The 24388-nt window shown below is 61.4% G+C and carries 25 protein-coding genes, 1 tRNA gene and 1 pseudogene; 21 read left to right on the top strand and 6 right to left on the bottom strand.

The window, feature by feature from the left end:
• Positions 1-140 precede the first annotated feature (140 nt).
• Positions 141-998 (top strand): class I SAM-dependent methyltransferase, encoded by an 858-nt coding sequence (locus JO965_RS39050; RefSeq protein WP_203446114.1) that lies wholly within the window; start codon positions 141-143, stop codon positions 996-998.
• A 53-nt stretch (positions 999-1051) separates the two neighbouring features.
• Here the strand turns inward: JO965_RS39050 and JO965_RS48615 are convergent.
• Both JO965_RS48615 and JO965_RS39045 read right to left on the bottom strand, forming a co-directional pair.
• Positions 1052-1407 (bottom strand): annotated as a pseudogene (locus JO965_RS48615) (class I poly(R)-hydroxyalkanoic acid synthase); the annotation flags it as partial.
• Between the two features lie 45 nt (positions 1408-1452).
• Positions 1453-2421: an IS5 family transposase gene (locus JO965_RS39045; RefSeq protein WP_203446113.1), complete on the bottom strand. Its 969-nt coding sequence runs from the start codon at positions 2419-2421 to the stop codon at positions 1453-1455.
• Positions 2422-2637: 216 nt separating this feature from the next.
• Here JO965_RS39045 and JO965_RS39040 point away from each other — a divergent pair, with 216 nt between their 5' ends.
• Positions 2638-3168, top strand: coding sequence for a hypothetical protein (locus JO965_RS39040; RefSeq protein ID WP_203446112.1), 531 nt, complete (start codon positions 2638-2640; stop codon positions 3166-3168).
• Between the two features lie 147 nt (positions 3169-3315).
• Here JO965_RS39040 and JO965_RS39035 read toward each other — a convergent pair whose 3' ends face one another.
• Positions 3316-4242, bottom strand: coding sequence for an amidoligase family protein (locus tag JO965_RS39035; RefSeq protein WP_203446111.1), 927 nt, complete (start codon positions 4240-4242; stop codon positions 3316-3318).
• 150 nt (positions 4243-4392) lie between these two features.
• The gene (locus JO965_RS39030; protein ID WP_246777149.1) at positions 4393-5547 is read right to left on the bottom strand and encodes an RHE_PE00001 family protein; all 1155 of its coding nucleotides are present in this window, start codon (positions 5545-5547) and stop codon (positions 4393-4395) included.
• 508 nt (positions 5548-6055) lie between these two features.
• On the opposite strand from JO965_RS39030, the gene JO965_RS39025 reads away from it, so the two are divergent.
• From JO965_RS39025 to JO965_RS38945, 17 genes are all read left to right on the top strand, one after another.
• Positions 6056-6253, top strand: coding sequence for a type II toxin-antitoxin system VapB family antitoxin (locus JO965_RS39025; protein ID WP_203446110.1), 198 nt, complete (start codon positions 6056-6058; stop codon positions 6251-6253).
• Positions 6250-6618: a type II toxin-antitoxin system VapC family toxin gene (locus JO965_RS39020; RefSeq protein ID WP_203446109.1), complete on the top strand. Its 369-nt coding sequence runs from the start codon at positions 6250-6252 to the stop codon at positions 6616-6618. Before JO965_RS39025 ends, JO965_RS39020 begins: the two co-directional genes overlap by 4 nt.
• 10 nt (positions 6619-6628) lie before the next feature.
• Positions 6629-7540 (top strand): recombinase family protein, encoded by a 912-nt coding sequence (locus JO965_RS39015; protein WP_203446108.1) that lies wholly within the window; start codon positions 6629-6631, stop codon positions 7538-7540.
• A 1389-nt stretch (positions 7541-8929) separates the two neighbouring features.
• Complete coding sequence (gene repA, locus JO965_RS39010; RefSeq protein ID WP_203446107.1) at positions 8930-10141, top strand: plasmid partitioning protein RepA; 1212 nt, start codon at positions 8930-8932, stop codon at positions 10139-10141.
• Positions 10141-11172, top strand: coding sequence for a plasmid partitioning protein RepB (gene repB, locus JO965_RS39005; protein ID WP_203446106.1), 1032 nt, complete (start codon positions 10141-10143; stop codon positions 11170-11172). The genes repA and repB overlap by 1 nt, the downstream gene beginning before the upstream one ends.
• A 174-nt stretch (positions 11173-11346) precedes the next feature.
• The gene (gene repC, locus JO965_RS39000) at positions 11347-12492 is read left to right on the top strand and encodes a plasmid replication protein RepC (RefSeq protein WP_203446105.1); all 1146 of its coding nucleotides are present in this window, start codon (positions 11347-11349) and stop codon (positions 12490-12492) included.
• 922 nt (positions 12493-13414) lie between these two features.
• Entirely contained in the window at positions 13415-13558 is a 144-nt protein-coding gene (locus tag JO965_RS38995; RefSeq protein ID WP_203446104.1) for a hypothetical protein, read from the top strand.
• A 190-nt stretch (positions 13559-13748) separates the two neighbouring features.
• Positions 13749-14201: a ribosome hibernation-promoting factor, HPF/YfiA family gene (hpf, locus tag JO965_RS38990; protein ID WP_203446103.1), complete on the top strand. Its 453-nt coding sequence runs from the start codon at positions 13749-13751 to the stop codon at positions 14199-14201.
• A 732-nt stretch (positions 14202-14933) separates the two neighbouring features.
• Complete coding sequence (locus JO965_RS38985; protein ID WP_203446102.1) at positions 14934-15395, top strand: Hsp20 family protein; 462 nt, start codon at positions 14934-14936, stop codon at positions 15393-15395.
• A gap of 92 nt (positions 15396-15487) precedes the next feature.
• Positions 15488-16003 (top strand): Hsp20/alpha crystallin family protein, encoded by a 516-nt coding sequence (locus JO965_RS38980; RefSeq protein WP_203446101.1) that lies wholly within the window; start codon positions 15488-15490, stop codon positions 16001-16003.
• A 206-nt stretch (positions 16004-16209) separates the two neighbouring features.
• Positions 16210-16386 carry a hypothetical protein gene (locus JO965_RS38975; RefSeq protein WP_203446100.1) on the top strand — a complete coding sequence of 59 codons (177 nt, stop codon included), beginning with the start codon at positions 16210-16212 and terminating at the stop codon, positions 16384-16386.
• 14 nt (positions 16387-16400) lie between these two features.
• Positions 16401-16739 (top strand): hypothetical protein, encoded by a 339-nt coding sequence (locus tag JO965_RS38970; protein WP_203446099.1) that lies wholly within the window; start codon positions 16401-16403, stop codon positions 16737-16739.
• Positions 16740-16782: 43 nt separating this feature from the next.
• Positions 16783-17304, top strand: a complete 522-nt coding sequence (locus JO965_RS38965; RefSeq protein ID WP_203446098.1) for a hypothetical protein — start codon at positions 16783-16785, stop codon at positions 17302-17304.
• Positions 17305-17535: 231 nt separating this feature from the next.
• Entirely contained in the window at positions 17536-17808 is a 273-nt protein-coding gene (locus tag JO965_RS38960; RefSeq protein WP_203446097.1) for a hypothetical protein, read from the top strand.
• Positions 17809-17951: 143 nt separating this feature from the next.
• Positions 17952-18022, top strand: a tRNA-Lys gene (locus tag JO965_RS38955).
• A 538-nt stretch (positions 18023-18560) separates the two neighbouring features.
• A complete protein-coding gene (locus JO965_RS38950) occupies positions 18561-19757 on the top strand; it encodes an IS256 family transposase (protein ID WP_203446096.1) in 1197 nt (398 codons plus the stop codon).
• A gap of 342 nt (positions 19758-20099) precedes the next feature.
• A complete protein-coding gene (locus tag JO965_RS38945) occupies positions 20100-20315 on the top strand; it encodes a hypothetical protein (protein WP_203446095.1) in 216 nt (71 codons plus the stop codon).
• 497 nt (positions 20316-20812) lie between these two features.
• Here the strand turns inward: JO965_RS38945 and JO965_RS38940 are convergent, their stop codons facing one another.
• Entirely contained in the window at positions 20813-21061 is a 249-nt protein-coding gene (locus JO965_RS38940; RefSeq protein WP_203446094.1) for a hypothetical protein, read from the bottom strand.
• A 508-nt stretch (positions 21062-21569) separates the two neighbouring features.
• Here JO965_RS38940 and JO965_RS38935 point away from each other — a divergent pair.
• On the top strand, positions 21570-22337 hold the full coding sequence (locus JO965_RS38935; RefSeq protein WP_246777148.1) for an alpha/beta fold hydrolase: 768 nt from the start codon (positions 21570-21572) through the stop codon (positions 22335-22337).
• Positions 22334-23986, top strand: a complete 1653-nt coding sequence (locus tag JO965_RS38930) for a PAS domain-containing hybrid sensor histidine kinase/response regulator (protein WP_246777147.1) — start codon at positions 22334-22336, stop codon at positions 23984-23986. The genes JO965_RS38935 and JO965_RS38930 overlap by 4 nt, the downstream gene beginning before the upstream one ends.
• A gap of 92 nt (positions 23987-24078) precedes the next feature.
• Here JO965_RS38930 and JO965_RS38925 read toward each other — a convergent pair whose 3' ends face one another.
• Entirely contained in the window at positions 24079-24384 is a 306-nt protein-coding gene (locus tag JO965_RS38925; protein ID WP_203446092.1) for a hypothetical protein, read from the bottom strand.
• Positions 24385-24388 lie beyond the last annotated feature (4 nt).

The following is a 24388-nucleotide window of genomic DNA, read 5'->3' as shown; positions in this document are numbered from 1 at the left end:
AATGTGATGATGCCGTCTGCAGTCATCACGCTCAGGCCGAAGCCATTGGACGTCCATTATCCACTCTGGGCGAAAAATTCACAAAACGCAGGCGAAACCCGTTAAGTTGACGATGCCTCACCTCCACGAAGAGAGCGAGCGTGGGATTGACTGTCCAACCGAACACCGGACGCTCGATTGCGGGTCTGGGCTGCGTCGAGCAGACCTTGCTCATCCCCCTGGCCGCACGCGCGCTCGCCCGCCGTCTTCTCCCTCACCGGGGCTTTGCTGATCCAACGGCCGAAGCGATCGTCGTGCGCCTTGCTTACGACCTCACCCCATTCGAAGCTGACCGGGAGATGCTGCGGGGCTTGGTCGAGCGCAGTCTGGTCTTGGATCGGCTCTTGCGTGACTTCCTCAACCCTCACCCCGACGCTCAGGTGCTCAGCCTGGGGTCTGGCCTGTCGACCCAGTTTGAGCGGCTTGATAACGGTCGGCTCCGCTGGGTGGATGTCGATCTCCCCGAGGTTGTGGAGTTGCGACGCACCCTGTTCCCGCCCCACCCGCGCAGGTGCCTGGTGAGCGCCTCAGTTACCGAGGCCGGTTGGACCTCCAGCCTTGGCGATCTGCGTGGCCCGACCTTCGTGGTCGCCGAAGGTCTCTTGATGTATCTCGAGCGCGCGCAGGTTTTTCAGCTGGCGCGAGACCTGGCAGAGGTACAAGGGGGTGGCCCGGCCGAGTTCGCCTACGACTACTACTGTTCCCACATGGTCGGCCAGGCATGGCTGAATCTGTCGCTGCGCCGGCTCGGGGCTGAGTTCAGATGGGGTCTGGCGTGCCCGGAGGAGCTTTCGCTTGGCGAACCGCGCTGGCATGTAATTGGCACCTACCCGGTGATGGAGCGGCTGGGCTGGCCCTACGATCTGCTCTGGCCCTGGGTTCGCTTGTTCACGGGCGTTCAGCCCTATGGCATCGCACACTTGCGGCTCTTGGACAGCGCCTGGGGGCATGCGAGTTGAGCACTTGAAGGAAGATCATGGCAACCGAAACACCGACGGCAGCGGTCCTGTGCTCAGCTTTTCACCCGGACATAGCTGCCCGGCGCATCCTCAATGGGGGTGAGCCTACCCCCGCCGATCTCCCGGGCCGGAACGTGTCTCCCGTCCTGTGCCTCGCTCCAGTCCTGCAGTCCGGCCACCAGGAGCCCGGGTGCTCCTGCGCGGCTTCGAGCCAGGTCTCGAGTTCCCCCACAGGCGGCCCGTCAGTCCAGTACTGGTCTCGGTTCCGTGCCGGCGGGTTCACAACTCCGGCGATATGACCCGAACCGGCCACGACAAACCGGATGGAGCCCCCATGGAACTGGGCCCCTGAGAACACCGACCGCGCCGGTGCAATATGGTCCTCCTGGGCCGCCAGATGGGGCTTTGGTGCGTAATTCAGATGTGGGTCGCGTTGATGCCCTGACATCGGGGCTCAGGTGATGCGCTGGGACACCGGCATGCCAAGGCGGGTCATGACGTTTAGGGCCTTGCAGCCGGCCGCGGCTTCAGCCTTTTGCGTCGGCAGCGTCCGGGCGTGGAGGCGCCGCCCGATCACGGTCTTGTAGCGCATCATCGCCACCTCGCCCAATGACCGACGGCCGTAGTTAATCGCCTTTTGCCAGCCGAGCCGACCACGCTCTTCGATCATCCGGAGGTGCCGATCCCGCGGCGTAGGCGTCGTCTCGGCGGTGCCGCTCGGCACTGCCGTTGATCGCGGTGGGATGATCACAGCGGCGGCAGGGTCCCGCTGAGCGATGATGCGGTAAACGGAATCGCCATCGTACGCACCATCGGCTGTGACCGAAGCGATCGGGCCTGAGATCTGATCAAGCAGCGGTCCGATCTGTGAGGCATCGCCGTCTTCCGTGGTGGTCAGCTCTGAAGCAAGGATCTCGCCGGATTCGGGATCAACAGCAAGGTGCAACTTGCGCCAGGTTCGGCGCCCCTTGCCGCCATGCTTGTCGCGCTGCCATTCGCCGGCCCCGAACACCTTCAGGCCGGTGGAGTCGATCACCACATTCACTGGAGTGGTTGCTGTTCTCACCGCCTTGGCGACGGTCAGGTCGACGCTGCGACGCGAGAAGGTGGTGTGATCCGGAACCGGGAGGGCCAAGCCGAGCAGACGCAGGATCGAGGCCAGCATGCCTTCGGTCTGGCGCCAGGGCCGTCCAAAAGCCAGCCGCAGCATCAGACCCGTTTCGACGACCATCTCGGAGTATCGCTGTGGTCGACCACGCCGGCCCGTGTTTGCCGGCGTCCATGCCTCAAGCGCCTCAGCCGTCACCCACACCGTCAGGTCGCCGCGCCGACGCAGGGCGGCATCGTAGTCATGCCAATTCTTCACCCGGCAGCGGGCCTTCGGGATTCTGTGGCGGCGCTCTTGATTGACCTTGTAAGGCATGCAGCTCTCGGATTCCGACGACCGCCTCTATACCTCACCCCGATCTTCGCGCGACACCTCAGGCCGAATTACGCACCAACGTCCCGTCGCTCTGATCCAGACCCGTTATGGCATCCACCGGCAGGTTCTGCGGCTCCATCGGCCTCCCCTGCTGCACGAGGTCCTGGAACGCCCACAGGAAGCTTACGTTGATGCCGCATCACGGGGAATCCTTCTATGACCAGAGCCGCATCCTGTCTGAGATCCACCGCGCTCCTGTCCTGTGCCATCATCACCCTGACCTGCAGTTCCGGCCAAGCTGCCGAGGCTGACTTTCTCGAGCGCTTCCGCGGCACCTGGTCCGGCTCCGGCAAAGTTCAACGCGAAGGCAGCTCTCAGCCACGGCAGGTGACCTGCTCCGTGAGGGGGAGCCCTGCGGAGAACCGCATCAGCGCACAGGGTACTTGCCGCGCTGCCCTCATCTTCAGCCGACAGATCGGGGTCGATCTCGCCTACGATCCCCGGTCTGGCGCCTATCGCGGCACCTATACAGGCTCCCGGATCGGCCCGGCCCGGCTGACCGGCACGCGCAGCGGCGATACTGTGAACCTCCGGATTGAGTGGCCGCGCCCGGTCAACGGCGACACCCAGGCCGCCATGGCGATCCGAAATGATGGCCAAGGCAGCCTCCGCATCACGGTTGCCGATAACCTCACCCCCGGCGGTCCTGTTCAGCAGACCTCCGAGATCATCCTGGCCCGTCGGTGATCGACAACGGGCAAAGCGGGCTGCACCCGGCGATTGCCAGGACTCACCGTCCAGGAGACGCCCTCCACATCCTGATTGACGCTGAGCGCGAACGGCTGACTGGGTCGCGCTTGCTCGCATGAGCCGTCCGCAAATTCGATCATCCTTTCACGCGGCCCAGCGGTCCAGGAGTGCCTGTCCCTTCTCGGCAAGTTGGGTTGGGTTCATGGCCAGACGCTCCACGCTCAGCCAGCGCTCCCAGTCCGGCATGACGCTCCAGGCAGGATCGCTCAGATAGGCCTGCGGCAGCCGGTAATGAAACACCGGCCGGGGTCCGATCTTCTCATGCGGCAGAACCGAGCGCACCCGCTCCTCATCGAAGTGGGCCAGCAGCGGCAGCAGATCGAGCGCCCGCCTCCGGGTCGGGTTCGCGGCCAGATAATCCTCGGTCAGTTCCGTCAGGTCAGGCCAGTAGCCTGGATCAAGCACCCGCCGCTTGTAGGCTAGCGGGTAATCCGGCGGAAGAACAAGCGCACAGCGAGCGCTCCCACGTGCAATCTCCTGCCGGAGTCTGTCGTTCACGAGGAGAAAGGCTTTGAGAAAGGCTGTCACTGTGGCCGCATCAAGGCTCGGCGGGTCGACGTTGAAGTGGAGCCCCAGCGCGTCCCAGAGCACGGCCCCACGGCCGTAGGCCCCCGCAGCCCGCAAGCTTTGGACGATTGTATCCATCTCCGGCAGCCGGGCGATGGGGATCGGTGCGGTGATGAGCTCGCGCGGGACGAAGGGCGAGGCCACCGTGCCGAGCCATGCGGCCACCCGGCGATCCAGCCTCAGACCGAGCTCGGGGTGCCGGTCGGGATGAACGTGCCGCAAGTCGGTTTCGATCAACAGATCGCCAAGATGGGTGCCAGTGACCTTGAAGGCATGCGGATCGACCCTCTCACAGACCCCATCCAGATCATGTGCAAGGGCCTCAGCCGCAACCTGAGCGCTCGGGCCCAGGAATTCGATCTCGACCCCGACGCATCGCAACGAGCCGTCTGCCGCAATCAGAGGAGAGCTGAGCGCTTCGGGCGCGACCGCAATGTCGTTCATCACCTCCCGATATGGCGATGATGGGGCCGGACCTCAAGGAATGATCCTGGAACTCCCCCTATCTCCTGCGAGCTGCTGATGCAGATGGGGTGAGATTTCACTCGGATGGAGTGTCTCTCACAGGCCGAGGAGGCAGGGAGGCTCTCTGCCCTACACGATGCCCCAGGCGCGGTAGCGGGTGCGACCGGTGAGCTCGCGCGGCAGCGCCCCGCCGAGCTGCGCCAGCATCAAGTCAATGGCCTTGGGGGTTACGTTGAGCAACTTGGCTCCGAGCGGCACCGTCACCAGCGGCCGCGACAGGAACAGCTCGACTAGCTGCGGCAGTTTGGAGTTGGAGCGGGTCTTCGCTGTGACCCGGGCCATCAGTTCGCGAGCAAGGATCAGCCGGTCAAGATCTTTGGTGGCGATGACCAGCGCCTCCTCGAGCACTTGGCAGAAGCCCTCCAGCTTCTCTTTGGCCCCTTCCCGGCCCTGGGGCCGGAACTTCGACTGCTTGAACCCGGCCGCGAGCGGCAGCAGATGGCTCGTCAGGCCTCGGGCCCGAAGGATGGATGCTGCCATGATCAGACCAAGCCACGGCAGGCGGGTGTAGAGGTTGAGATCGAGCCACGCATTCCACGCCACGGCCGCCGCCGCGACTGCCGGCCAGTGGCTGGTGCGCTTGACCACATCGAGCCACAGATCCTCGGCCTCCGCCTCGTCCTGATCCGGATCGTAGACCAGATGCGAGCGGCTCTTCGGCAGCGGGGTCTCGCCGGCCAACACCTTGTCAGTGCGATCGAGCAGGGCATCGATTTCGGCCAAGTGCGCGGCCCATGGATCGGCATCGTTCGCATAGGGCGGGTAGGCCGCGTCGTCGTCCGGGTCAGGCCTCGCTTTCGTGCGCAACCGTGCCGCGTCGGCTTTGACCGGGCCGATGCCGCGCAGGGCGGCCAGCCCATCGATCGACAGCGGCCAAGGGGCTTTTCGGGCCAGGGCCGTGCGCCGAGTCCGCAAGGCGGCGGCCGCCCGGGTGAGTTCGTGGGTGGGATGACGCACGTCCATGCCGGCATCGTGCAGCACCAGATCGCCGACATCGACCAAGTGGCCGTCGAGGATCAGCGCCCGGACCGCTTCGGTCATATCGCAGCGGGACTGCCAACCGGCGTCCAGACCCGAGGCCTCGAGCCGGGCATCAAACCGGAGAACGCTGATCGTGATTGTCTCCAGCCGTCCGGAGATGGCCGCCCAGGGCAGCTCCGGCAGATCGTAAGAGCGGGGGATTAGGCGCTCCTCGTAGTACCCTCCCCTGTTCTCGAAAGCCACGCTTGCGCCCTTAAGCTAAGTTCTTGCACTTAGACCGTATAGATTGACAGAGCGAAGCGAAGCAAGGACTCGCTACGTCATGATGTAAGACAATTCATCATTCTGCCCAACTGCATCCACAGCGGGTTAGAGCGTTGCTGCCAGCGCACCCTCTCGGAGCCTCAGCGCGGCAAAGACAGGCACGGAATGGGGATAGAAGCCATTGTTTCTTAAGCCATTTTTCTATTCGTCGGGAAAGCCCTGCCCTCTCGAGCTGGTTAACACAATGACTTGAAAGACGTCTTCAAACGATCGGTTGCTAGCGATAAGCAAAAGTGTACAATTACGGCTAGGTCAGGATCCTGTTTCAGCTTAAATTCCTATCATACGGTTGATTTCAAAAGCTAATACAACGGGACTGGGTATATCTCATTCCCAGCAACCTAGTCGCGGTGCAACAAACCGTGTAGCAGCATAGTTGTCGGCATCACATGATGTTATTTTTGATGCCTATAGTGGAGACAGTGCTGTGAGAACAACCATCGCTATCGACGACGAACTCGTTGCCAAAGCGCAGGCCTTCACGGGCCTGCAGGAGAAGTCGGCCTTGGTTCGCGAAGCATTGAAGGCTTTGATAGAGCGGGAGAGTGCCCGAAGGCTCGCCCGCCTAGGCGGCACTGAGCCTGATCTTAAGCCAATCCCGCGCCGGCAGGCGGATCCCAAGTGATCATTGTCGATACTTCGGTGTGGATCGACCACTTGAAGAGTGGCGATGCTGTGTTGGCAGATCTCCTGGGGGCTGGGCGTATACTGGCGCATTCGTTTGTCACGGGTGAACTTGCCCTGGGCAGCCTGCGCCAGCGCGGAGCTGTGCTCGAGTCCCTAAGAGACCTGCCCCAGGCTATTGTCGCCCGGGATGATGAGGTCATGATGTTGATTGAGCGGGAGCAACTCTACGGACGTGGGATTGGCTTTGTCGATGCGCACCTTCTGGCCGCGGCGAGGCTCACGTCAGGGTCCCTGGTGTGGACCCGGGATCGGCGGTTGCGGCAGGCTGCTACGCAACTGGGGCTTTCTGCAGAGCTTAGCTGACCAACGCAGCATGATACCCCCCTCCCCTTCCAGGAAGCGCCTGATTGGCTACGCCCGCGTGTCCACCGAGGATCAGGTGCACGATGCCCAACTCGACGAGTTGCGTGCCGCGGGCTGTGCTGAAATCCACCAGGAGCATGGCTCCGGGGCAAGCCGGGCGCGGCCAGTGCTGGCACGGTTGATGCGCGAGATCAAGCCGGGAGAGGTGCTGGTCGTTGTACGTCTGGACCGCTTAGCCCGCTCTGTGGGCCACCTTCTTGAGGTGATCGAGGCCCTTGAGACGAAGAAGGCTCATTTCCGCTCTATCCGGGATCCGATCGACACCTCGACGCCGCAAGGCATGTTCTCCCTGCAAGTGCTTGGCGCGGTCGCGCAGCTGGAGCGCTCCCTCATCTCGGAGCGCACCAAGGCCGGCATCAAGGCTGCCAAGGCGCGAGGCAAGAAGCCCGGGAATCCGGGGATGCGTGAACGCCAGCCGGAGGCCATCCGAAAGATCGCTCTCGCCCGGGAGAAGGTCTATCTCGATGAGCTGATCACCGGTGCTGACCAATGGATGCCGACGGTTCAGCGCATGCGCCCCCAGCACCCTTGGGACGATGTCGTTCGGGTCCTTGCCGACAGCGGGCAGTCGTGGACTGTGGCCCGGCTGCGCCGCGCTGTCGGCAAGCTCGTCTCGCAGCATATGGCGGACCCTGCCCTCCTCCGCCCTGCCCCACGCAAGAACCCAAAGGATCGCCTCATGACGCTGATTGCCGGCATCGCCATGACCGACCCAAGTCTCTCGCTGCGGGATATCGGCGCACAGCTGGAGCGCATGCGGGAGCTCACTCCGCGTGGCGGCCTCACATGGTCAGCCTCCTCCGTGAAGAAGCAACTCGACCGGGCGCGAAAGGTTGGGCTGGCACTGCCAAAGCCCGGCTAAGACATCGTCCCGGTGCCTCGCTGAGAGATGGAGATCTCAAAGGAAGAGGGGCAGCGGGTAACACCAGCAGGGATTGGGTAAAGGCTCTGCGTTTCATAGTGCCTCATGCTCTATGATCGGGTGCCGCCACTCACCTGAACCTTGTGCTGGACGGACAGTGAACCTAGGCAAGATCAGCACCCAGGCAGGTAGTCTATCGGACACTATGATGTCCGCTGGTAAAGCTCTTTCTTCAGTCGAACTGGATGACGTCGCCCCGCCTCTGCTTTCGGCGCAGCCAAATTTGGGGGCTTCGGTCCGCGCCATCCGACAATAGTGATCCCGGCTCATTTGAGGATCAGTGCTACATCACCAAACAGACTCTTCTTAATCGAGGGCACATTAAGCGAGCCCGTGTGGGCGTCGGGGTCGCAGCAGTCGAGGATCAAGTACTGGATCTATTCGTCGGTGGCGCCCTAAGTCTCGCGCGTTCCTTTGCAACGCCCCAATTCAGGGCCGAAATCGAGGGCAACATTACGGATTCGATTTGTTGAAGAACTGGCGGTCGCGCGTGAACCCGAGAGTTGCCCGCGGGCAACTCGAACCTCTCCGCAAGAGCAAACGCTATCGCGGAGGCCGACCGGACGAAGCCCGATATCCCCAATCGTGGAAGACGGGGGATTTGCGGACTTGCCCGACTAAGCCCACAGAACGGAGCTAACCTATGCATGGTAAGCGCTTTCGTAGGCTTAAGGTGTCGCCTGCCAAGAGACACATGGGCCCTCGATGTTCTGGGGACAGAGACCCCATCGATGCGGACCTAGAAGGCCAACGGTGAACAAGCACATGTCTGCAATCATGGCATTAGGGGAAGCTATGCCCCAGACGGGCTGGTCGCCTGCAAACTCGAGAAGTCTGAGGCGGCAGAGGGGAAAAAGTTCGTCAACACCCTTGTGCCCGGCGAAGAACATCGCCAATCGGAGACGACCATTATCATTATGCACCTTCGCAAGATCGCTGCCTATCGCGGCATGTGGACCATCGAAACTTCCGCTGACACCTCAGTCTTCGTACTCAATGAGAGACATAGAACCGACGAAGAAGCGCTAGGGCTCGACATTATCAATCGAGCACGCAACGCAGCCTATTTTTCAGTGACGGCGCAGAAGCAGTCGATTGTCAGTTGAAGCAAGTTGCCACCGTACACTGATCGTTCTCGCTACGCCTTCATGCGGGAAAGTTGCCCGCGGGCAACTTTCCGCCCTCAAAGCGGCTGTGATAATGCTGCGCCGGATCTTGTGCCGGTAAGGATTCGTTTACCTTTAAGTCCTTGCTCACAGGGTAGAATCAGGTAAAGGTCACGAAACTTAACGTTATTGTTAGCCGGAAGCGTATCAACGGATTGCCATCGTGACATCACTCGCGACGCTCAAAAAAACTAACCCGAATACGGCCATCCAGAAGCTCGTCGGCGCACACGCGCGCGAACTCTCTGAGAAGCTGCAAGCTCATCGGCTAAAGCTGTTTCCCCCGACTGCCAAGAAAACGGTGAGGAGGTTCACGTCGAGCGAGGTCGCGGACCTGCTTGGCGTCGACCCCGGCTATCTTCGGCGCATCAATCTTGAAGGCAAGGGACCGCAGCCGGAGGTGACTGGCGGCGGTCGCCGTTTATACACAGTCGAAGATCTCGCGGCGCTGCGCGCACTTTTAGATGAGGGCGCAAAGGGCGGTCGCCGCTACCTTCCTCATCGTCGCCCTGGTGAGCACCTCCAAGTCATCTGCGTGGTTAATTTCAAAGGTGGTTCGGGCAAGACTACGACCACCGCTCATCTGGCGCAGCATCTCGCGCTTCACGGTTATCGGACCCTCGCAATTGATCTTGATCCTCAGGCGTCGTTGTCCGCCCTTCATGGTTATCAGCCCGAATTCGATGTCGGCGAGAACCAAACCTTATATGGCGCGATCCGCTATGATGATCAGAAACGGCCTATCTCAGAGATTATCCAGCAAACCTACTTTCCGAATCTCGATCTCATTCCAGGCAACATCGAGCTCATGGAGTATGAGCACGATACGCCTAAGGCGCTCGCTGACAGCCCTGGACAGGGACTATTCTTCACACGACTCGACAGCGCCTTGTCGGAGGTGCAGGACCGGTACGACGTGATCGTAATCGACTGTCCGCCCCAGCTGGGGTTTCTGACTATGACGGCGATGTGCGCAGCAACGGCTGTCCTCGTAACGGTGCATCCACAGATGCTGGACGTCATGTCCATGTGCCAATTCCTCATCATGACATCGGAACTACTCGAGGTCGTGGCGAACGCCGGCGGCAACACGGGCTACGACTGGATGCGCTATCTCGTGACGCGGTACGAGCCAGGCGACGGGCCGCAGAACCAAATGGTTTCCTTCATGCGGTCAATGTTCGAGGAGCACGTTCTCAATTATCCGATGCTGAAGAGCACCGCGATCTCGGATGCAGGCCTCACGAAGCAAACGCTTTATGAAGTTGGCAGAGAGAACTTCAGCCGATCAACTTACGATCGGGCCATGGAAGCACTCAACAACGTTAACGGCGAAATTGAAAGTTTGATCAAGCAAGCATGGGGGAGGGCATAATGGCTCGCAAAGGTGTCCTTGCAGACCTGATCGAGAAAAAGTTGCCTGCGGGCAACTCGGACACTGACGGGGAATCCGGAGCCGACAAGCAGACACAGACTGCGCCACCTTTCCAGGGTGCCATAGGGACACGCGGAGCCATTGGAGCGATCTCCCGCTCCATCGCCGGATTGACCAACGCAGCGTCCGATGCCGAGAGGCTGCGCACGCAACTGACGTCTGGCCATGCGGTCGTTGAGCTCGATCCGCTGCTGCTCGATCCGTCGCCAATCGCCGATCGCTTGAACGGGCATGACGTCAGAGAATTGCTTGAGTCTATAAAGGCGTCCGGCCAACAGGTCCCAATTCTGGTCCGACCACACCCAGAGACGCAAGGGCGCTATCAGATCGCCTACGGCCATCGCCGCGTCCGAGCACTAGCGCAAATTGGGCACCCGGTGAAAGCCGTTGTCCGCCAGCTGACGGATGAGGAACTCGTAGTCGCCCAAGGTCAAGAGAACAATGCTCGCCGCGACCTCAGCTACATCGAGAGAGCACTCTACGCCTCACGACTCGAGAAAGCTGGCTATAATCGCGAGACCCTGATGGCGGCACTCGCCGTCGACAAGACGCAGCTCTCGAAACTAATCTCCTCGGTCGCGAAGATCCCAATAGATATCATTGAGGCCATCGGACCTGCGCCTGAGATGGGTCGTAACCGTTGGGTCGCGCTGGCTCAGAAATTCGATACCGACGATCAGGCCGTCTTCATCGCGCGCAGTGCAATCAGTTCGGCCGATTTCGGAGATGTCGAAACAGACCGGCGCTTCGAGATCATCGAGAAGACCCTCCAGGAGCCGAGGCCAGAGCGCCCGAAGGCCGAGTCCGTTGTTTCAGCTTCAGGTCGGAAGGTCGGTCGGATTTCCCGTTCCGGGCGCGACCTGAAGATCTCGATTGACAAGAAATTCGACGCCGCGTTCGTGGAATTCCTTGTTTCCAAGCTTCCAATCCTCGCGGACGAATTCTCGAAGGCGAGGAAGAAGGACACGTAGTTATGTAGTGGTGGCAAAGCAAAAAGGCCCACGAAGCGTCAACTTCGAGGGCCTTTCGAACCTCACCAGGGTGGCAAGGCAGTAGTCACGCACTCCTTATGCCATCCCCGAGAATCACGGTCAAGGCACCGATTCGGTGAGCGCTCTCGCTTTGCCCTCGAAAAGGAGGGTAGGGTGCACATTGCATCGACAGGAGGTCGGCGGCTGGTCCATGCCGCTTTGGCCGCGAAGAAGTTTGCCCTAGAGGCGGGCTGTACAGTCACACGTAAAGAACTCTCGGCTGCAGCGCGGGACGCGGAGAAGGCGCTTGGGTTGCGTCCTGCACAGCGCTTGGTTCTATCTGAGCTCGTCGCCTGCTGGGGTGAACAGGAATGGGAGAAACTGCTGGTTTGGCCCTCCAACGATCGCTTGGTGAGCCGCACGGGGCTCAACGCCCGCTCGATCCGGCGCATCATCGTTCAGCTCACGGACCTCAAGCTGATCGTGGCGAAGGACTCGCCTAACGGCAAACGGTTCGCAATCCGGAATTTCGCGGGCGACATCATCGACGCCTATGGCTTCGATCTCACGCCGATTTACGTCAAGCGACGGGAGTGGACCGCGATGCTGGCGGAGCAAAAGGTCATGCGTGAAATCCGCAGGCGGGCTTACGGCGAGGTCACAGTGGCCCGCAGAGCCACAGAAGAGGCTCTTAATGCCTTGGCGCAGCATTTTCCAGGCCTCGACCGCTCAGACATTGAAGGCCGGTACAGGGAGCTCTTGAGCCGCACGCCGACACGTTCGATGGCAGAGCTTCCAGGAGGCCTCCTGCTGGACTGGCAGAATCTGAGAAACCTTGCTGAAGAAGCTTTTTATCAGTCCGGCAATGGCGGACTCGGAGTCCAACATAATGAAACAGATAAAGGATCTCCTAGTGAGACTTGTACAAAGGGCTTTACGAAGACTAGGGCGGTTCTGCCTAAAGAGTGGCCAGGGGAGCACCTGTCATCGGAATTGATCCTGGAGGCCTGCCCCACCGTCTCGGACTATGGCCGTCCCATCCGCACCATCGATGAACTCGTCGGGGCAGGGCGCTACCTGCGGGCCTCCCTGGGTGCCCATGAAAGCGCCTGGACTGAGGCCGTTGCCGAAATCGGGCCGGTGAGTGCCGCGGCCGCTGTCATTTACGTCCTGCAGCTCTACGACAATGATGTCTCAAGTGGCTTACAGAAAATCCGCAATCCCGGCGGCTACTTTCGCGCGCTGGTCCGCATGGTCAAATCCGGCAAGATCAACCTTGAGGTCGAACTGCTCGCAATGCGGCGCAGACGCCTGGCATGATGGGTGTTTCATAAGTTGGAACAGGATGTACATGACCAGCGTGACGACTGCCGAGGCCTCGGCATTTATGGAAGACCAAATGCAGTCGGATCCCGGGTTCCCACTGCCCGCATGCTGGAGGCCGAAGTGGTCCTGCGGTTCGCCGACTTCATCCTGACGCCGTGTGGCGCGGGGGCGATAGCCAGCGCGTCAAAAGGGCATGCATCCGAGTCGTCCTCGTGTCTCAACATTACGCCGGATCAGGGCTGAGCCTTTAGCGAGGACCTGCTTTTAAGGCTTCAATTCGAGCTTTGGTTACCTTTAGCTCTGCCATTACGGGTAAGTTAGCAGTGCTTGACCAGTATCGGACCCACTAGCGTGATTATTGAACAAATCTTGCGTCCCCTTGTGCATTGATTGAAGCGTCTTAAACTGATCGTTTGAAGACGTCTTTCAAGCCATTCTGTTAACCGGCCGGGGAGGGGAGGGCTTCCCCGAAGCCGACGAAAATGCTTTGAAAACAAGAGCTTTAGCGGCTCGGCTGACGGGCAGAGACCGACCGATATCTCCATGGTCAGATCGCACCCGACGCCGCTCACGATACCGTCCGAGAAAACAGCGTGCATCCGTAGGGCACGGCGTAGTGAATTTCTGTTTATCTTCGCGTGTTCCAAACGCACTCAATTATGTCAATAGCTTAGCGTTTAGAACGAAGCGTAGCTTTCGGGATGCGTGAGGCCCGAAGACTTTAGATGAGCGAAGCCTTGCTAGGATCCAAGCCGCTTCTGCTGCGCGATCGAGCCAGGGCAAGAGGCGGCGAGCCGCCCCCTGAGGATTCACGACAGCAGGAGAGGGGTAAACAAGAGCCTCCTCGAAACTGGCTGCCACGCGTTGCGTTATCAGGGTGGCACGGAGTGTGTGTTGAACCTCATGAGGTTTTGCCATGACCATGTCGGAGATCACCAACAAGCTCAAGTACGACATCTCGGATGCGCTCAGGCGTGTGGCCGGCAAGCTGCCGTTCCGCAAGGAAGGGCAGGGTGGCCCGTCTTCCGCGGGTAGCAATCGGTCCGGCTCCAAGACATGAGCCGACGCGGTGGGACGCTCACCGAGCGCCCCACCCTTGACGGATCGGCCAGGGCAGCAGGTTCCAATCTCATCGGTCACCGCAGGAACAGGGGACCCCCCGATTGTCCGGCCGGACGCTTGCGGGCTCGCTGAAGCCTCCTCATATCCAGGGTGTCTTCCGCCCGAACCTTCATATCATGGAGGACCGAATGAAGCTGAAAGGTGTCGATCGAACCATTCTGGTGCAAAGCTCGAACATTGATCTGGGCGACATGCTTCCCGACTATGCCCGGACAAGCATCCTGCAACTGGCGAGCAAGTACTTCGGGCATCTGAGCGCGGCTTCTGTGCACTTCACCCGAGAGGGCGCCACGTATCGGTGCACGATCAACGTTCAGGTGGGCACGCTCAAAATGATGAGCGGCGAGGCCAAGAGTACCGATATCTATGCCGCCTTCAGGCTTGCGCTCGAGAGGGTGGCCAAGCAGCTGCGGCGGGCCAAGCGCGCGTTGCGCGAGGACAAGGCCGAGCGTTTGGATAAGCATCTGGCTTGGCTTGGATCTATGCGGCGTCGGTCCGCCGGTCGTCACCTCGAGTGGCCCGCTCACGGCGGGCCGGTGGGGATCGATCACGGCGGATCCCATCGAATGGCTGCCGAGTAGATCCGGCGTTAGCTCGGCCTCTCGCCAAGTCCCAGCACGGGACGGGAGCAGACTTCCCCTGTGCCCTCCTGTCCCGGCTGAAGAAGGTGCCGCGCGGATCAGGCGATCAGCGGGCTTGACTGGCTCGCCTTAGTCGAGCGGTATCCTTCTCCTGTGCAAACCAGATCGGAGTTCGAAAGCATTCTCGGAGGCCAAGATGCCCAGCACCTTTGTCCCTGATGAGCCTTTGACACCAACCCACCCGCTCCGGGGAGATCCGGCCAACCGCCACTCTGAAAGTCCAGCGGGCCCGAGTACGTCCCCAATCCGATACGACCTGTTCCGAAGCCGGGATGAGCCGGAGCTCTACTGCGCCGTTCCGGAGGACCGACCTGCACCCGCCTTTCTCGGGTCCGAGCCATGGCAGGTGGCTGGTCAGATGACCGAAGCCGACCCAATGCCTTTGGGCTTCGACCGAGAGGCCGCAAGGATTGGGGTGTGCCTCAACGGGTTCTACCTGTTCGTGGCTTTCAGCCCGATTCCAGGACTGAAATCGAATGGGGGATCGCCCGCTATTGCGGCCCACTCAAAGCCTGGGCGCACCCCGCCGGGAGGGCATACTGAGCCCTCTTGAAAACCGAAAAAGTCCTTCCTACCATCAACGATGCCAAGGCTCTTGACGAGCTTGGCGGATCGGGCGCCGGTGGTGTCCGGCGCTCTTGTGGTTACGTTGCTCTAAGGGAGGATGTAGCTATGAGAACGGCGTTTGATTTTTCTCCTCTGTATCGCTCGATGGTGGGCTTCGACCGGCTGTTCGACCTGATCGATCAAACTAATCGTCTCGAACAGGCGCCCAGCTGGCCGCCCTACAATGTCGAAAAGGTCGGCGATGATCAGTACCGCATCACGATGGCGGTGGCGGGCTTCTCGCCTGACGAGATCGAGATCACCCAGAAAGAGAACGTGCTGCTCGTGGCAGGCCACAAGCACCCGGAGCAGGAGAACGGACAGTTCCTGCACCGCGGCATCGCCACACGTGCCTTCAAGCAGAGCTTCAGCCTCGCCGACTACGTGAAGGTCCGGGAGGCGAAGCTCGAGAATGGCCTGCTGACGGTGGATCTGGTGCGGGAAGTGCCGGAGGCGATGAAGCCCCGTCGCATCGAGATCGGGACCGGCGGTAGCCCCAAGACCATCGAGCACGACAAGGCAGCCTAACGGCTTGATCAGGGGTGAGGTCGACGCTGGTCAGGGATCGGCGCTGACCTCAGCCGCTTGGCTCGAACTGAACAGACAAGGAGGATGACACCATGAACATGCGCGATCTCATCCCCTGGGGTCGCAATGAGCAGACGACCCCGAGCCGCTACCGCGAGGAGGGTGATCCCTTCATGACCCTGCATCGCGAGATGAACCGGCTCTTCGACGACGTCTTCCGCGGCTTCGACATGGCGCCGCTCGGCAGCTTGAGCCGGATGGCGGGCTGGCCGCATGTCGAAGTCGTCGACAACGACAAGGATGTCCTCATCTCGGCGGAGCTGCCGGGCCTTGAGGACAAGGATGTGGAGGTCCTGATGGGCGACGGCGTCCTCACCATTCGCGGCGAAAAGAAATCCGAGATCGCGGACAAGGAGCGCGCGTTCAGCGAGCGCACCTACGGCCGCTTCGAGCGCCGCATCCCGCTCGCCTGGGAGGTCGAGGAGGACAAGATCGACGCCAGCTTCAAGAACGGCGTTCTCACCATTACCCTGCCCAAGGCGGTCGTGAGCCCGCCGGAGGTGAAGCGCATCGCGATCAACCGTGCGGGCGAGGAAACCAAGCATTAGCCGCATGAGAGCTGGGCCCGGGAGGCTGGCTGGCTGCCCGGGCCCCACCCTTTGCTCGATGGAGGAAGGACACCATGGATCCAGTGACCGTTGACCTGCAGCTTACCCATGACCCGTCAGCATCGCCCTCTCCACTGCAAGCCCACAGGCGAAGTGAGACGCCCGGAGCTGAGAGCCTTCCGTTCAGAGATCCGCAGGAGGTTCTGATGCACCCTGGCTTGGGCGTCGGCGCGAAGCGGGCCATCCTCGCGGCCTGGGTCTCGGATGCTTGTGCCGTGGAGAACCTGCCGACCTGGCGCAAGCTGCCCGGGACCGGTGCTCTCGTGGCGCTGGACGACATCCTCGACGCCCTACAGGCGCTCGATGGCCGCGCGCTCCACTAGACGGGGAGGGTGCCGTGACCCCATTCAGCCCGCGAGACTGGCCCCGCCTGCCGGACTGGCTCGACCCGCACCAGGGCCGCCGCAGCCCGCGGGAGATCAATCGGTCGGCGCTCGAGCGCTGCTGCATGGCGCTGGCGTTCTGCCTGTGCTTTGCTGCCCTCGCGCCACCGCACCTGATGCCCCTTGCGTTCGCCGGTCTGCTATTCCTGGCCGGGATCGCGTCCATCGGCCTCGCTTTCGTGCGAGGCGACCATCCGCAGACGTCGCACCTGACCGCCTGGGACGAAGCGGCGCTTTTGTTCACCGCGAGCCTTGGGCTGCGCCTCTGGCTTGGGCCGGTCCCGGTCACCTGAGATCTCCAAATCAACATCATCGACTTGCACCTGGAGGAGTGCAATGGAGCAGCAGACGATTGGAACGAGACACAGCCGACTACCACCGGCCTTCCTGACCCGAGAGCACGCTTGGCCTAAGAAAGTAGGGGAGGGCGGTCCCGAGCGCCCGATTGGCCTCTCGCATTGGCCAATCAATGCGCGGGCGGCAGGCGCAAACCCTACTGGAATTGTGCCCTGGGCGTCCCGGCTGCACGACCGCGCCAGCCGCTTGGACGCTCCCTTCCTGCCGGATCTCGACCGGGCCTTCGTCAGTCCAGCGTCCGTCTTCGACACGCCACACGATGTAGTGCGCCATCCACTGCTGACGATCGACTGCAAGCGCGAGATCTTGCAGCGCTGGGCCTGGGACGAATATCTGCTCGACCTTGCCAACACCGAGGGCATGCCGGAAAGCGAGCCCTCGCGACTGGACGAAGTCAAGGCGGCCCTGCGGCTGGTCAACAGCGAGCGCAGCCCCGACCCGGCAGCACCCGCGGCCTTTATCGTCCCTTACCACTGGGATGAGGCAACCCTTGCTGCTTAGCCAGAGTGAGCGTCGCCGAAGGCTCTAAGGCTATGTGGTCACTACGGCGGATGAGATTGCGGTCGGGAGCGAGGAGCAGTTGTGATCGGCCATCGGCGTGGCGCCAGTCAGGAGGCCTTGAGGCAACTTGCCCATTGGAAATAGCCTTGGATCGATTATGGCAGAGCATTCGACAACGGCGAGACTGATGAGGGTAGGGACAGATCGAGTTCTGAGACCGGGGAACAGCCTATGAGACACGCCGATTTCCAGATTGGCTGCGAGTTCACGACTCTCGCCGGCCGCTGGCGCTGCACGGATATCGGCACTCGTACCATCGTGGCGATCAGGACCGACCTGGTTGAGACCAGAACCATCATCGACGGGCACCCAGTCAGACGGTACCTCACGCGGGAAGAGGCTGAACTCGAAGGATGGTTCAACGGCCCACCCTATGTGCTCCCCGAGGTCGTTTTCGATGAGGACGGCATAGTGGAATGCGAACCTGTTCGATCAGGGGACTAATGCCTGATGAGGTGCGCTTCCCGATCAGAGTGGTGCAAACCGTGTCCATCACGCCGGTTGAGCGCAAGACCGGACGCTGCAATCCCGGTGAGCGTGGAACGCCAGGCTGCCATGGCCGGAGCAGGGGCGCTCCTGTCTGCCGCGAGCGAGTGCAGTGAAGGCCTTCTGACTTTTAATCAGAGGGTCCTGGGTTCGAGTCCCAGCGCGCTCACCAAACTATATCAAGCACTTAGCTGCTGATTGGGTTTGGTCCTGCTTCCCAGAAAACCGGATTGGGAAGCGTATGGGAAGCAAGCTCAACTGAGGGAGCTTTTCCTCTGCTATCGCATCGGTTCACCCGCAGGCCGAACCTTACTGCCAGAATCGGTCAACGTCAGGAAGCAGCCAGAGGGCGGACCTTGTTACGGTCGCGCTGAATGACTCAGATTGACCCGATGCGGACTTTTCCTTGGTTGGCTCGCAGTTTCTGCGGCTCTGTTTCAAATGGGTTAGAGCAGCCCCGATAGGCCGGGGGCATGCTGGCAGGTGGAGCAGGTGGCTTTCACCGTGGGTTCCTCAAGCAGCCTCGCTCACATACCCGTTGGGACCGTGCGCCCGCCGCGGTTCGGCTGAAAGGGAGGCTGAGATCGACATTCCGCCTGGGCTGAGACGGCCCCTCTCCAGTAGTGTGGTGAAGGTTCTGCAAATCGCCTGAACGGGGCGGTCATGGCAGGATGGTGATGTCCAAGTCACCCTCCGAGAGGAGCCCCACCATGACCAATGCGAAGGATAAACCTGCCGCTGCCGCCATCAAGGACCTTCTGAGCCACAGCCCGGACGGGCTGCGCGAGATCGTGTGCGCCGTCATGCAGGAGCTGCTCGAAGCCGAGATGACCGACGCCCTCCAGGCCGAGAAGGGCGAGCGCACGGCCGCCCGCCTGGGCTACCGCTCGGGCTATTACAGCCGCACCCTGGTTACCCGCGTGGGTAAGCTCGAGCTGCGCGTGCCGCAGGATCGGGACGGGCGCTTCTCGACCGAGCTGTTCGAGCGCTATCAGCGCTCCGAGCAGGCGCTCGTCGCCACCCTGGCCGAGATGTACGTGCAGGGTGTGTCCACCCGCAAGGTCAAGGCGATCACCGAGGAACTGTGCGGCCACAGCTTCTCGGCTTCGGCGATCTCGGCCATCAACAAGCGCCTCGACGACAGCCTGGCCCAGTTCGCCGCGCGCCGGCTCGAGGAGGCGTTCCCATACCTGATCCTGGATGCCCGTTATGAGAAGGTGCGCGAGGGCGGCATCGTCGCCTCGCAAGCGGTGCTGATTGCGGTGGGCATCGACTGGGACGGGCGGCGCCAGATCCTGGGCGTGGAAATGGCCAACCGGGAAAGCCAATCCTCGTGGCGGACGTTTCTGCTGGGCCTACGTGAGCGCGGTCTCTCAGGCGTTGAACTGGTGGTGGCCGACGACCATGCCGGACTGCGGGCGGCGATCCGCGAGGTGCTGTCAGAGGCCGTCTATCAGCGCTGCTATGTGCACTTCTTGCGCAATGCTCTCGATCACCTGCCGCGCAAGGCCGATGATGACTGCCTGCAGGAGCTGCGCTGGCTGTACGACCGCCGCTCGGTTGAGGAGGCCCGGCGCGATCTGGCGAGCTGGATTGCCAAATGGGAGGCGCGCTACCCGCGTCTGGTGGCCTGGGCCGAGGAGACGATTGAGGAGACGCTGACCTTCTACCGCTTGCCGCGCCAGCACCACAAACATCTCAAGAGCACCAACATGCTCGAACGCCTCAACGAGGAAATCCGCCGGCGCACTTACGTGGTGCGGATCTTTCCCAATGCGGCGTCATGCTGCCGACTGGTGCGGGCGCTGGCGGTGGAGACGCATGAGAACTGGCTCGAGGCGCACCGCTACCTCAACATGGAGGACCTGAAGGAGCACAAGAAAATCGCTCTTCGCGAAGCCGCTTAGCCAGCCTGCTGAGCCGCCCTGCTTTGCAGAACTTGACGCACACAATCGCCTCTCCCTTCTTCGTGCGGCAGAGGCTTATGTCCCGGCTCTACAATTTGAGCCGTTTGGCCGGATCATCCGGAACACCGTCAGTGACGTGTGACCTGGGGGTCACCACGGGCCCGTCGCCCCGCGACAGGGCCCGTTCCATGTCGGCCACGTGATTGGGGTCATCGCATAGCGCTGGAGGCACAGTTCCCTTTCCGCTCGAAACCTCGCCTCTTCATCGAACAAGGGATGACCTCTCGCGGTTTTAGCCTCCAACCGCCCGTCGCTCCGCTCGATGAACCCCAGGGGAAGCCGATGCCCCGCTATGACTTTCACCTGCGCTCCAAGGATCGGTTTGTCTGGGACGAGGAAGGCGTGGATCTGCCCGACCCGACGACCGCCCAAGGGGCAGCCGACAAGGTCGCGGCGGAACTCCACGGCGGCCTGCTGCATGAAAGCAAGGTGGCCTGCTGCTGGACCGTGGCAGTGACGGGCGAGGGCGATCAGCTCATCCATGTCACAGCGCTCTGAGACCCTCGCCGAGACCCAGGTGAGCGACGCCCTCAGGGCCGAGCTGACGGGCTACACGCCTTGTTCTGGCAGGCGTCCGGCGTAGGTGGAATTACGCTTCCTCCCGCGTGAGGATCGCTCTCATTATTCCAAGCTCCCACAGTGGGTGCGGCAACAGTGGGTCGAGCTCCGCGTCAATCTCCTTCATCCGTGTGATCTGCCGTTTGACCTGCGCCCGGAACCGCTGATGTGCCTCGCGAAGTTGCACGGTTTCCAGCCAAACGACCTCAGCGCGCCTGATGAGCGGATCGTCGACGACGTCCGTGATGCAGTCCCTTCATTCCCGATCCCGACGTTTCGGAGGATGCGGAGAGATCGACCGATCCAGCAGCTTGCGAGATGCCTCGATCACGCGTTTGGTCTCCTCGACCGTCTCCCTCGCCAGCTTAAGCGAGAGATCGACAGAGCGCCGATGACTACCGAGGCTTCCCGACCGAGCATGGCGATCAGCCTTCGTCTTACTCATCCTGATGATCGAGCCACTCCGCCGCAAGCGAAAGCGTCGCCTGGAACAGGTAGTGCCCGCCCTCGTCTCTGACCTTCACGGTGAAATCCCGCCGGTCGCCATCGGGCAGTTCATCCCGGGCAATGTCCGGCAGTACCTTGATGGCCGCATCGCGCATCGCTTTGCGGCTCTGGCACAGGTTCCCCACTTCGTCGCGGGTCAAGCGTTCCCCGTCGTTGATGTCGAAATAGAAGCGGTCCATCAGATGCTCCCTCTGCTACAGGCGGGAGCGCACGCATCTCTCAGTCACCGGTGCCCTGATCACTCATACCGGCGATGGTGGACAACGCTGCGGAGATGGTTCCGTTTCGGCGTGCCTCACAGACACGTGTGGCACCTGCTTTCCGGCCATCCCCCTCCTCGGAGCCATCTGCGGAGCTTTGAGGCCCTGGGTGCTACGGCCGAACGCCAAATGTTGCTCTTGTCACGTCTCGGAAGTTGTCCTGATCTGGACCTTCGTGGGCTATCTTGAGTCTTGAACACGGGCTCGAAGGGCCGTGAGAGTATCGCTTGATGCCGAGTGACTGACGTATTATCCCGTATGTTGAAACATGATTAGCACACCTAGGTTGGCCGCCTTAAGCGCAAAGCTGGAGGCCGGTAGCCTGACAAACAATCTTACAGACCGGTCTTTGGAATTGCATGGAGTGCCTGTGTCTGCCGTTCTGACTCGACACAATGTTACGGTTCTCGGCCATGGTGAGCAGCCCATGCTCTTTGCCCATGGCTTCGGTTGCGATCAGAACATGTGGCGCTTCATCACCCCTGCCTTCGAGGACCGTTACAAGATCATCCTGTTCGATCATGTTGGGCATGGTCATTCCGATGCCGCTGCCTTCGACCAGAGGAAGTACAGCTCGCTCGACGGCTACGCCGACGATGTGCTGACGATCTGCCAGGAGCTGAACCTGACGAACGTGATCTTCGTCGGCCATTCCGTCAGTGCCATGATCGGGGTTCTCGCCGCCATTCGGGAGCCGGAGCGGTTCGAGCGATTGGTGCTGATTGGACCTTCGCCGCGCTACATCGACGATGGCGACTACGTCGGCGGCTTCAAGCAGGAGGACATCGAAAGCCTGCTCAACTCCCTCGACAGCAACCATCTCGGCTGGTCGAGCACGATGGCCCCTGCGATCATGGGCAACCCTGCTCGTCCCGAACTCGCCGAGGAACTCACCAACAGCTTCTGCCGCACGAACCCGGAGATCGCGAAGCATTTCGCCCGCGTGACGTTCCTGTCGGATAATCGGGCCGACCTGCCGAAGGTCAGGACGAAGACACTCATCCTTCAGTGCTCGCAGGACGTGATTGCCCCCGAAGCGGTCGGGCGCTACGTGCATCAGAACCTTCCGGGCAGTGAGTTTGTCCTGATGAAGGCGACCGGACACTGCCCGAACTTGAGTGCACCTGAGGAGACGATTGCCGCCATCGAAGCCTTTCTGCGCAGTTCAGCTCTCAACAAGTCGGCGGCAGAGTGAGCATCGACCCTAAGGCGATCATCGAAACCCCGGAGGAACTCTACGAGAGCGCCCCCTGCGGCTATCTCTTGACCCTGCCAGATGGCACCATCATACGAGCCAACCAGACGTTCCTCACCTGGATCGGTATGGAGCGGCAGGACCTTGTCGACCATAAATGCGTTCAGGACCTTCTGAGCATGGGCGGCAGGATCTACTACGACACTCATTTCGCGCCGCTCCTGCGGATGCAGGGCTTTGTGAATGAGATCGCCTTTGATCTGATCTGCGCTGATGGGCGTTCCTTGCCGGTTCTCGCCAATGCTGTCCAGAAGCGGGATACCGGTGGGAACCCTGTCGTCAACCGCATCACCCTCTTCAATGCCACCGACCGGCGACAGTACGAGCGAGAGTTGCTTCTCGCGCGCCAAAAGGCCGAGCAGGCCGTCGAGGAACTCAAGCGCCTGAACGAGACCCTGGAGGAGAGGGTGACGCACGAGGTTGCCGAGCGCTTGAAAGCCGAGGCGGCGATGCGCCAATCGCAGAAGATGGAGGCCGTGGGCCAGCTCACGGGGGGCGTGGCGCACGACTTCAACAACCTGCTCACCGTCATCAAATCGTCGACCGATCTCCTCAAGAGACCGAACCTGTCCGAGGAGCGGCGGGCCCGCTATGTCGCCGCGATCTCCGATACCGTGGATCGGGCCGCCAAGCTCACGAGTCAGCTTCTCGCCTTTGCCCGGCGCCAAGCCCTCAAGCCTGAGACGTTCGATGTGGGGCAGGCCGTTCGGATGCTCGGCGACATGGTCGGCACGCTGACCGGGGCACGGATCCAGATCATCACATACTTGCCCGACGAGCCATGTTTCATCAGTGCCGATCCGAGTCAGTTCGACACAGCGCTGATCAACATCGTGGTCAACGCGCGTGACGCGATGGACAGTGAGGGCCAGATCACGATCACTGTGTGGCCGGCCGAAAGAATGCCCGCCGTCCGGAGACACGCGGCGGTCAAGGCCCCTTACGTGGCGATTTCAATTGCCGACACTGGCTCAGGCATCCCTGCCGATCAGATTGATCAGATCTTTGAGCCGTTTTTCACCACAAAGGGCGTTGGCCAGGGCACGGGCCTCGGATTGTCCCAGGTGTTCGGGTTCGTCAAGCAGTCAGGTGGACAGGTGATTGTCGAGAGCGAGATCGGCCAGGGCACCACATTCACGCTGTACCTGCCCCGTGTCATAGCCCCTCTCGGAGTGGCGGCTCCAGAGGTGGAGACCACTGAAGATGGGCACGGCACCTGCGTGCTGGTGGTCGAGGACAACCGCGACGTCGGCACCTTCGTGACGCATACGCTGGCCGAGTTGGGCTACCGCACGACGTGGGTCGAGAATGCACAAGCGGCGCTCGACGAGCTGGCGACATCTCCAGGCGCCCATGACATCGTGTTCTCGGACGTGGTGATGCCGGGCATGAACGGAGTGGAGTTGGCGCGCCAGGTGCAACGGCTCTATCCCGATCTGCCGCTGGTGCTGACGAGCGGGTACAGCCACGTGCTCGCTGAGGGGGGTCACGGGTTCGAGCTGTTGCAGAAGCCCTATTCCGTTGAGGCCCTGTCACGCGTGCTTCGCAAGGCATCGCAGAAGCTGCGCAAGCAGTCACGGGCCAAATAGCTTAATCCTATGGACCCTTCGAACGGCTTGAGGTTCGGCTTCGGCTCACGGTCCAATTCCTTGTGCTCCAACCTCCGGTAGGTGAAATCGTCTCAGTCGTGGGTCGAAAGGTCGAGCAGATGATCGAAGTCAGCCATTACGCGGTCGATCAGCTTGCGGCGGCGCAGATCGCTTGCATTCAGGCTCTGCGCCAGGAGGCCGAGTAGATAGCGTGCCTTCTCGACCGCCTCCGGCCAATCGGTAGCCGGTGCAGCCGCCAGAAGGTCTTCGAGTTCCGCCTGTCTCGTGCGCAGCGCTTCCTGGTCGGCTTCGACCTCGGACCGCAGCCGTCGGAGGTCAGTGGCCTTCTGGGCTGCCATACCGCGATGGGCGTCGAGATTGATTGGTTGATCAACCATGGCG

The sequence above is a fragment of the Microvirga sp. VF16 genome (assembly GCF_016864375.1).
GTDB lineage: Bacteria > Pseudomonadota > Alphaproteobacteria > Rhizobiales > Beijerinckiaceae > Microvirga.
The sequence above is the reverse complement of the archived record's forward strand: the minus strand, read 5'-3'. Positions and strand labels throughout refer to the sequence as shown.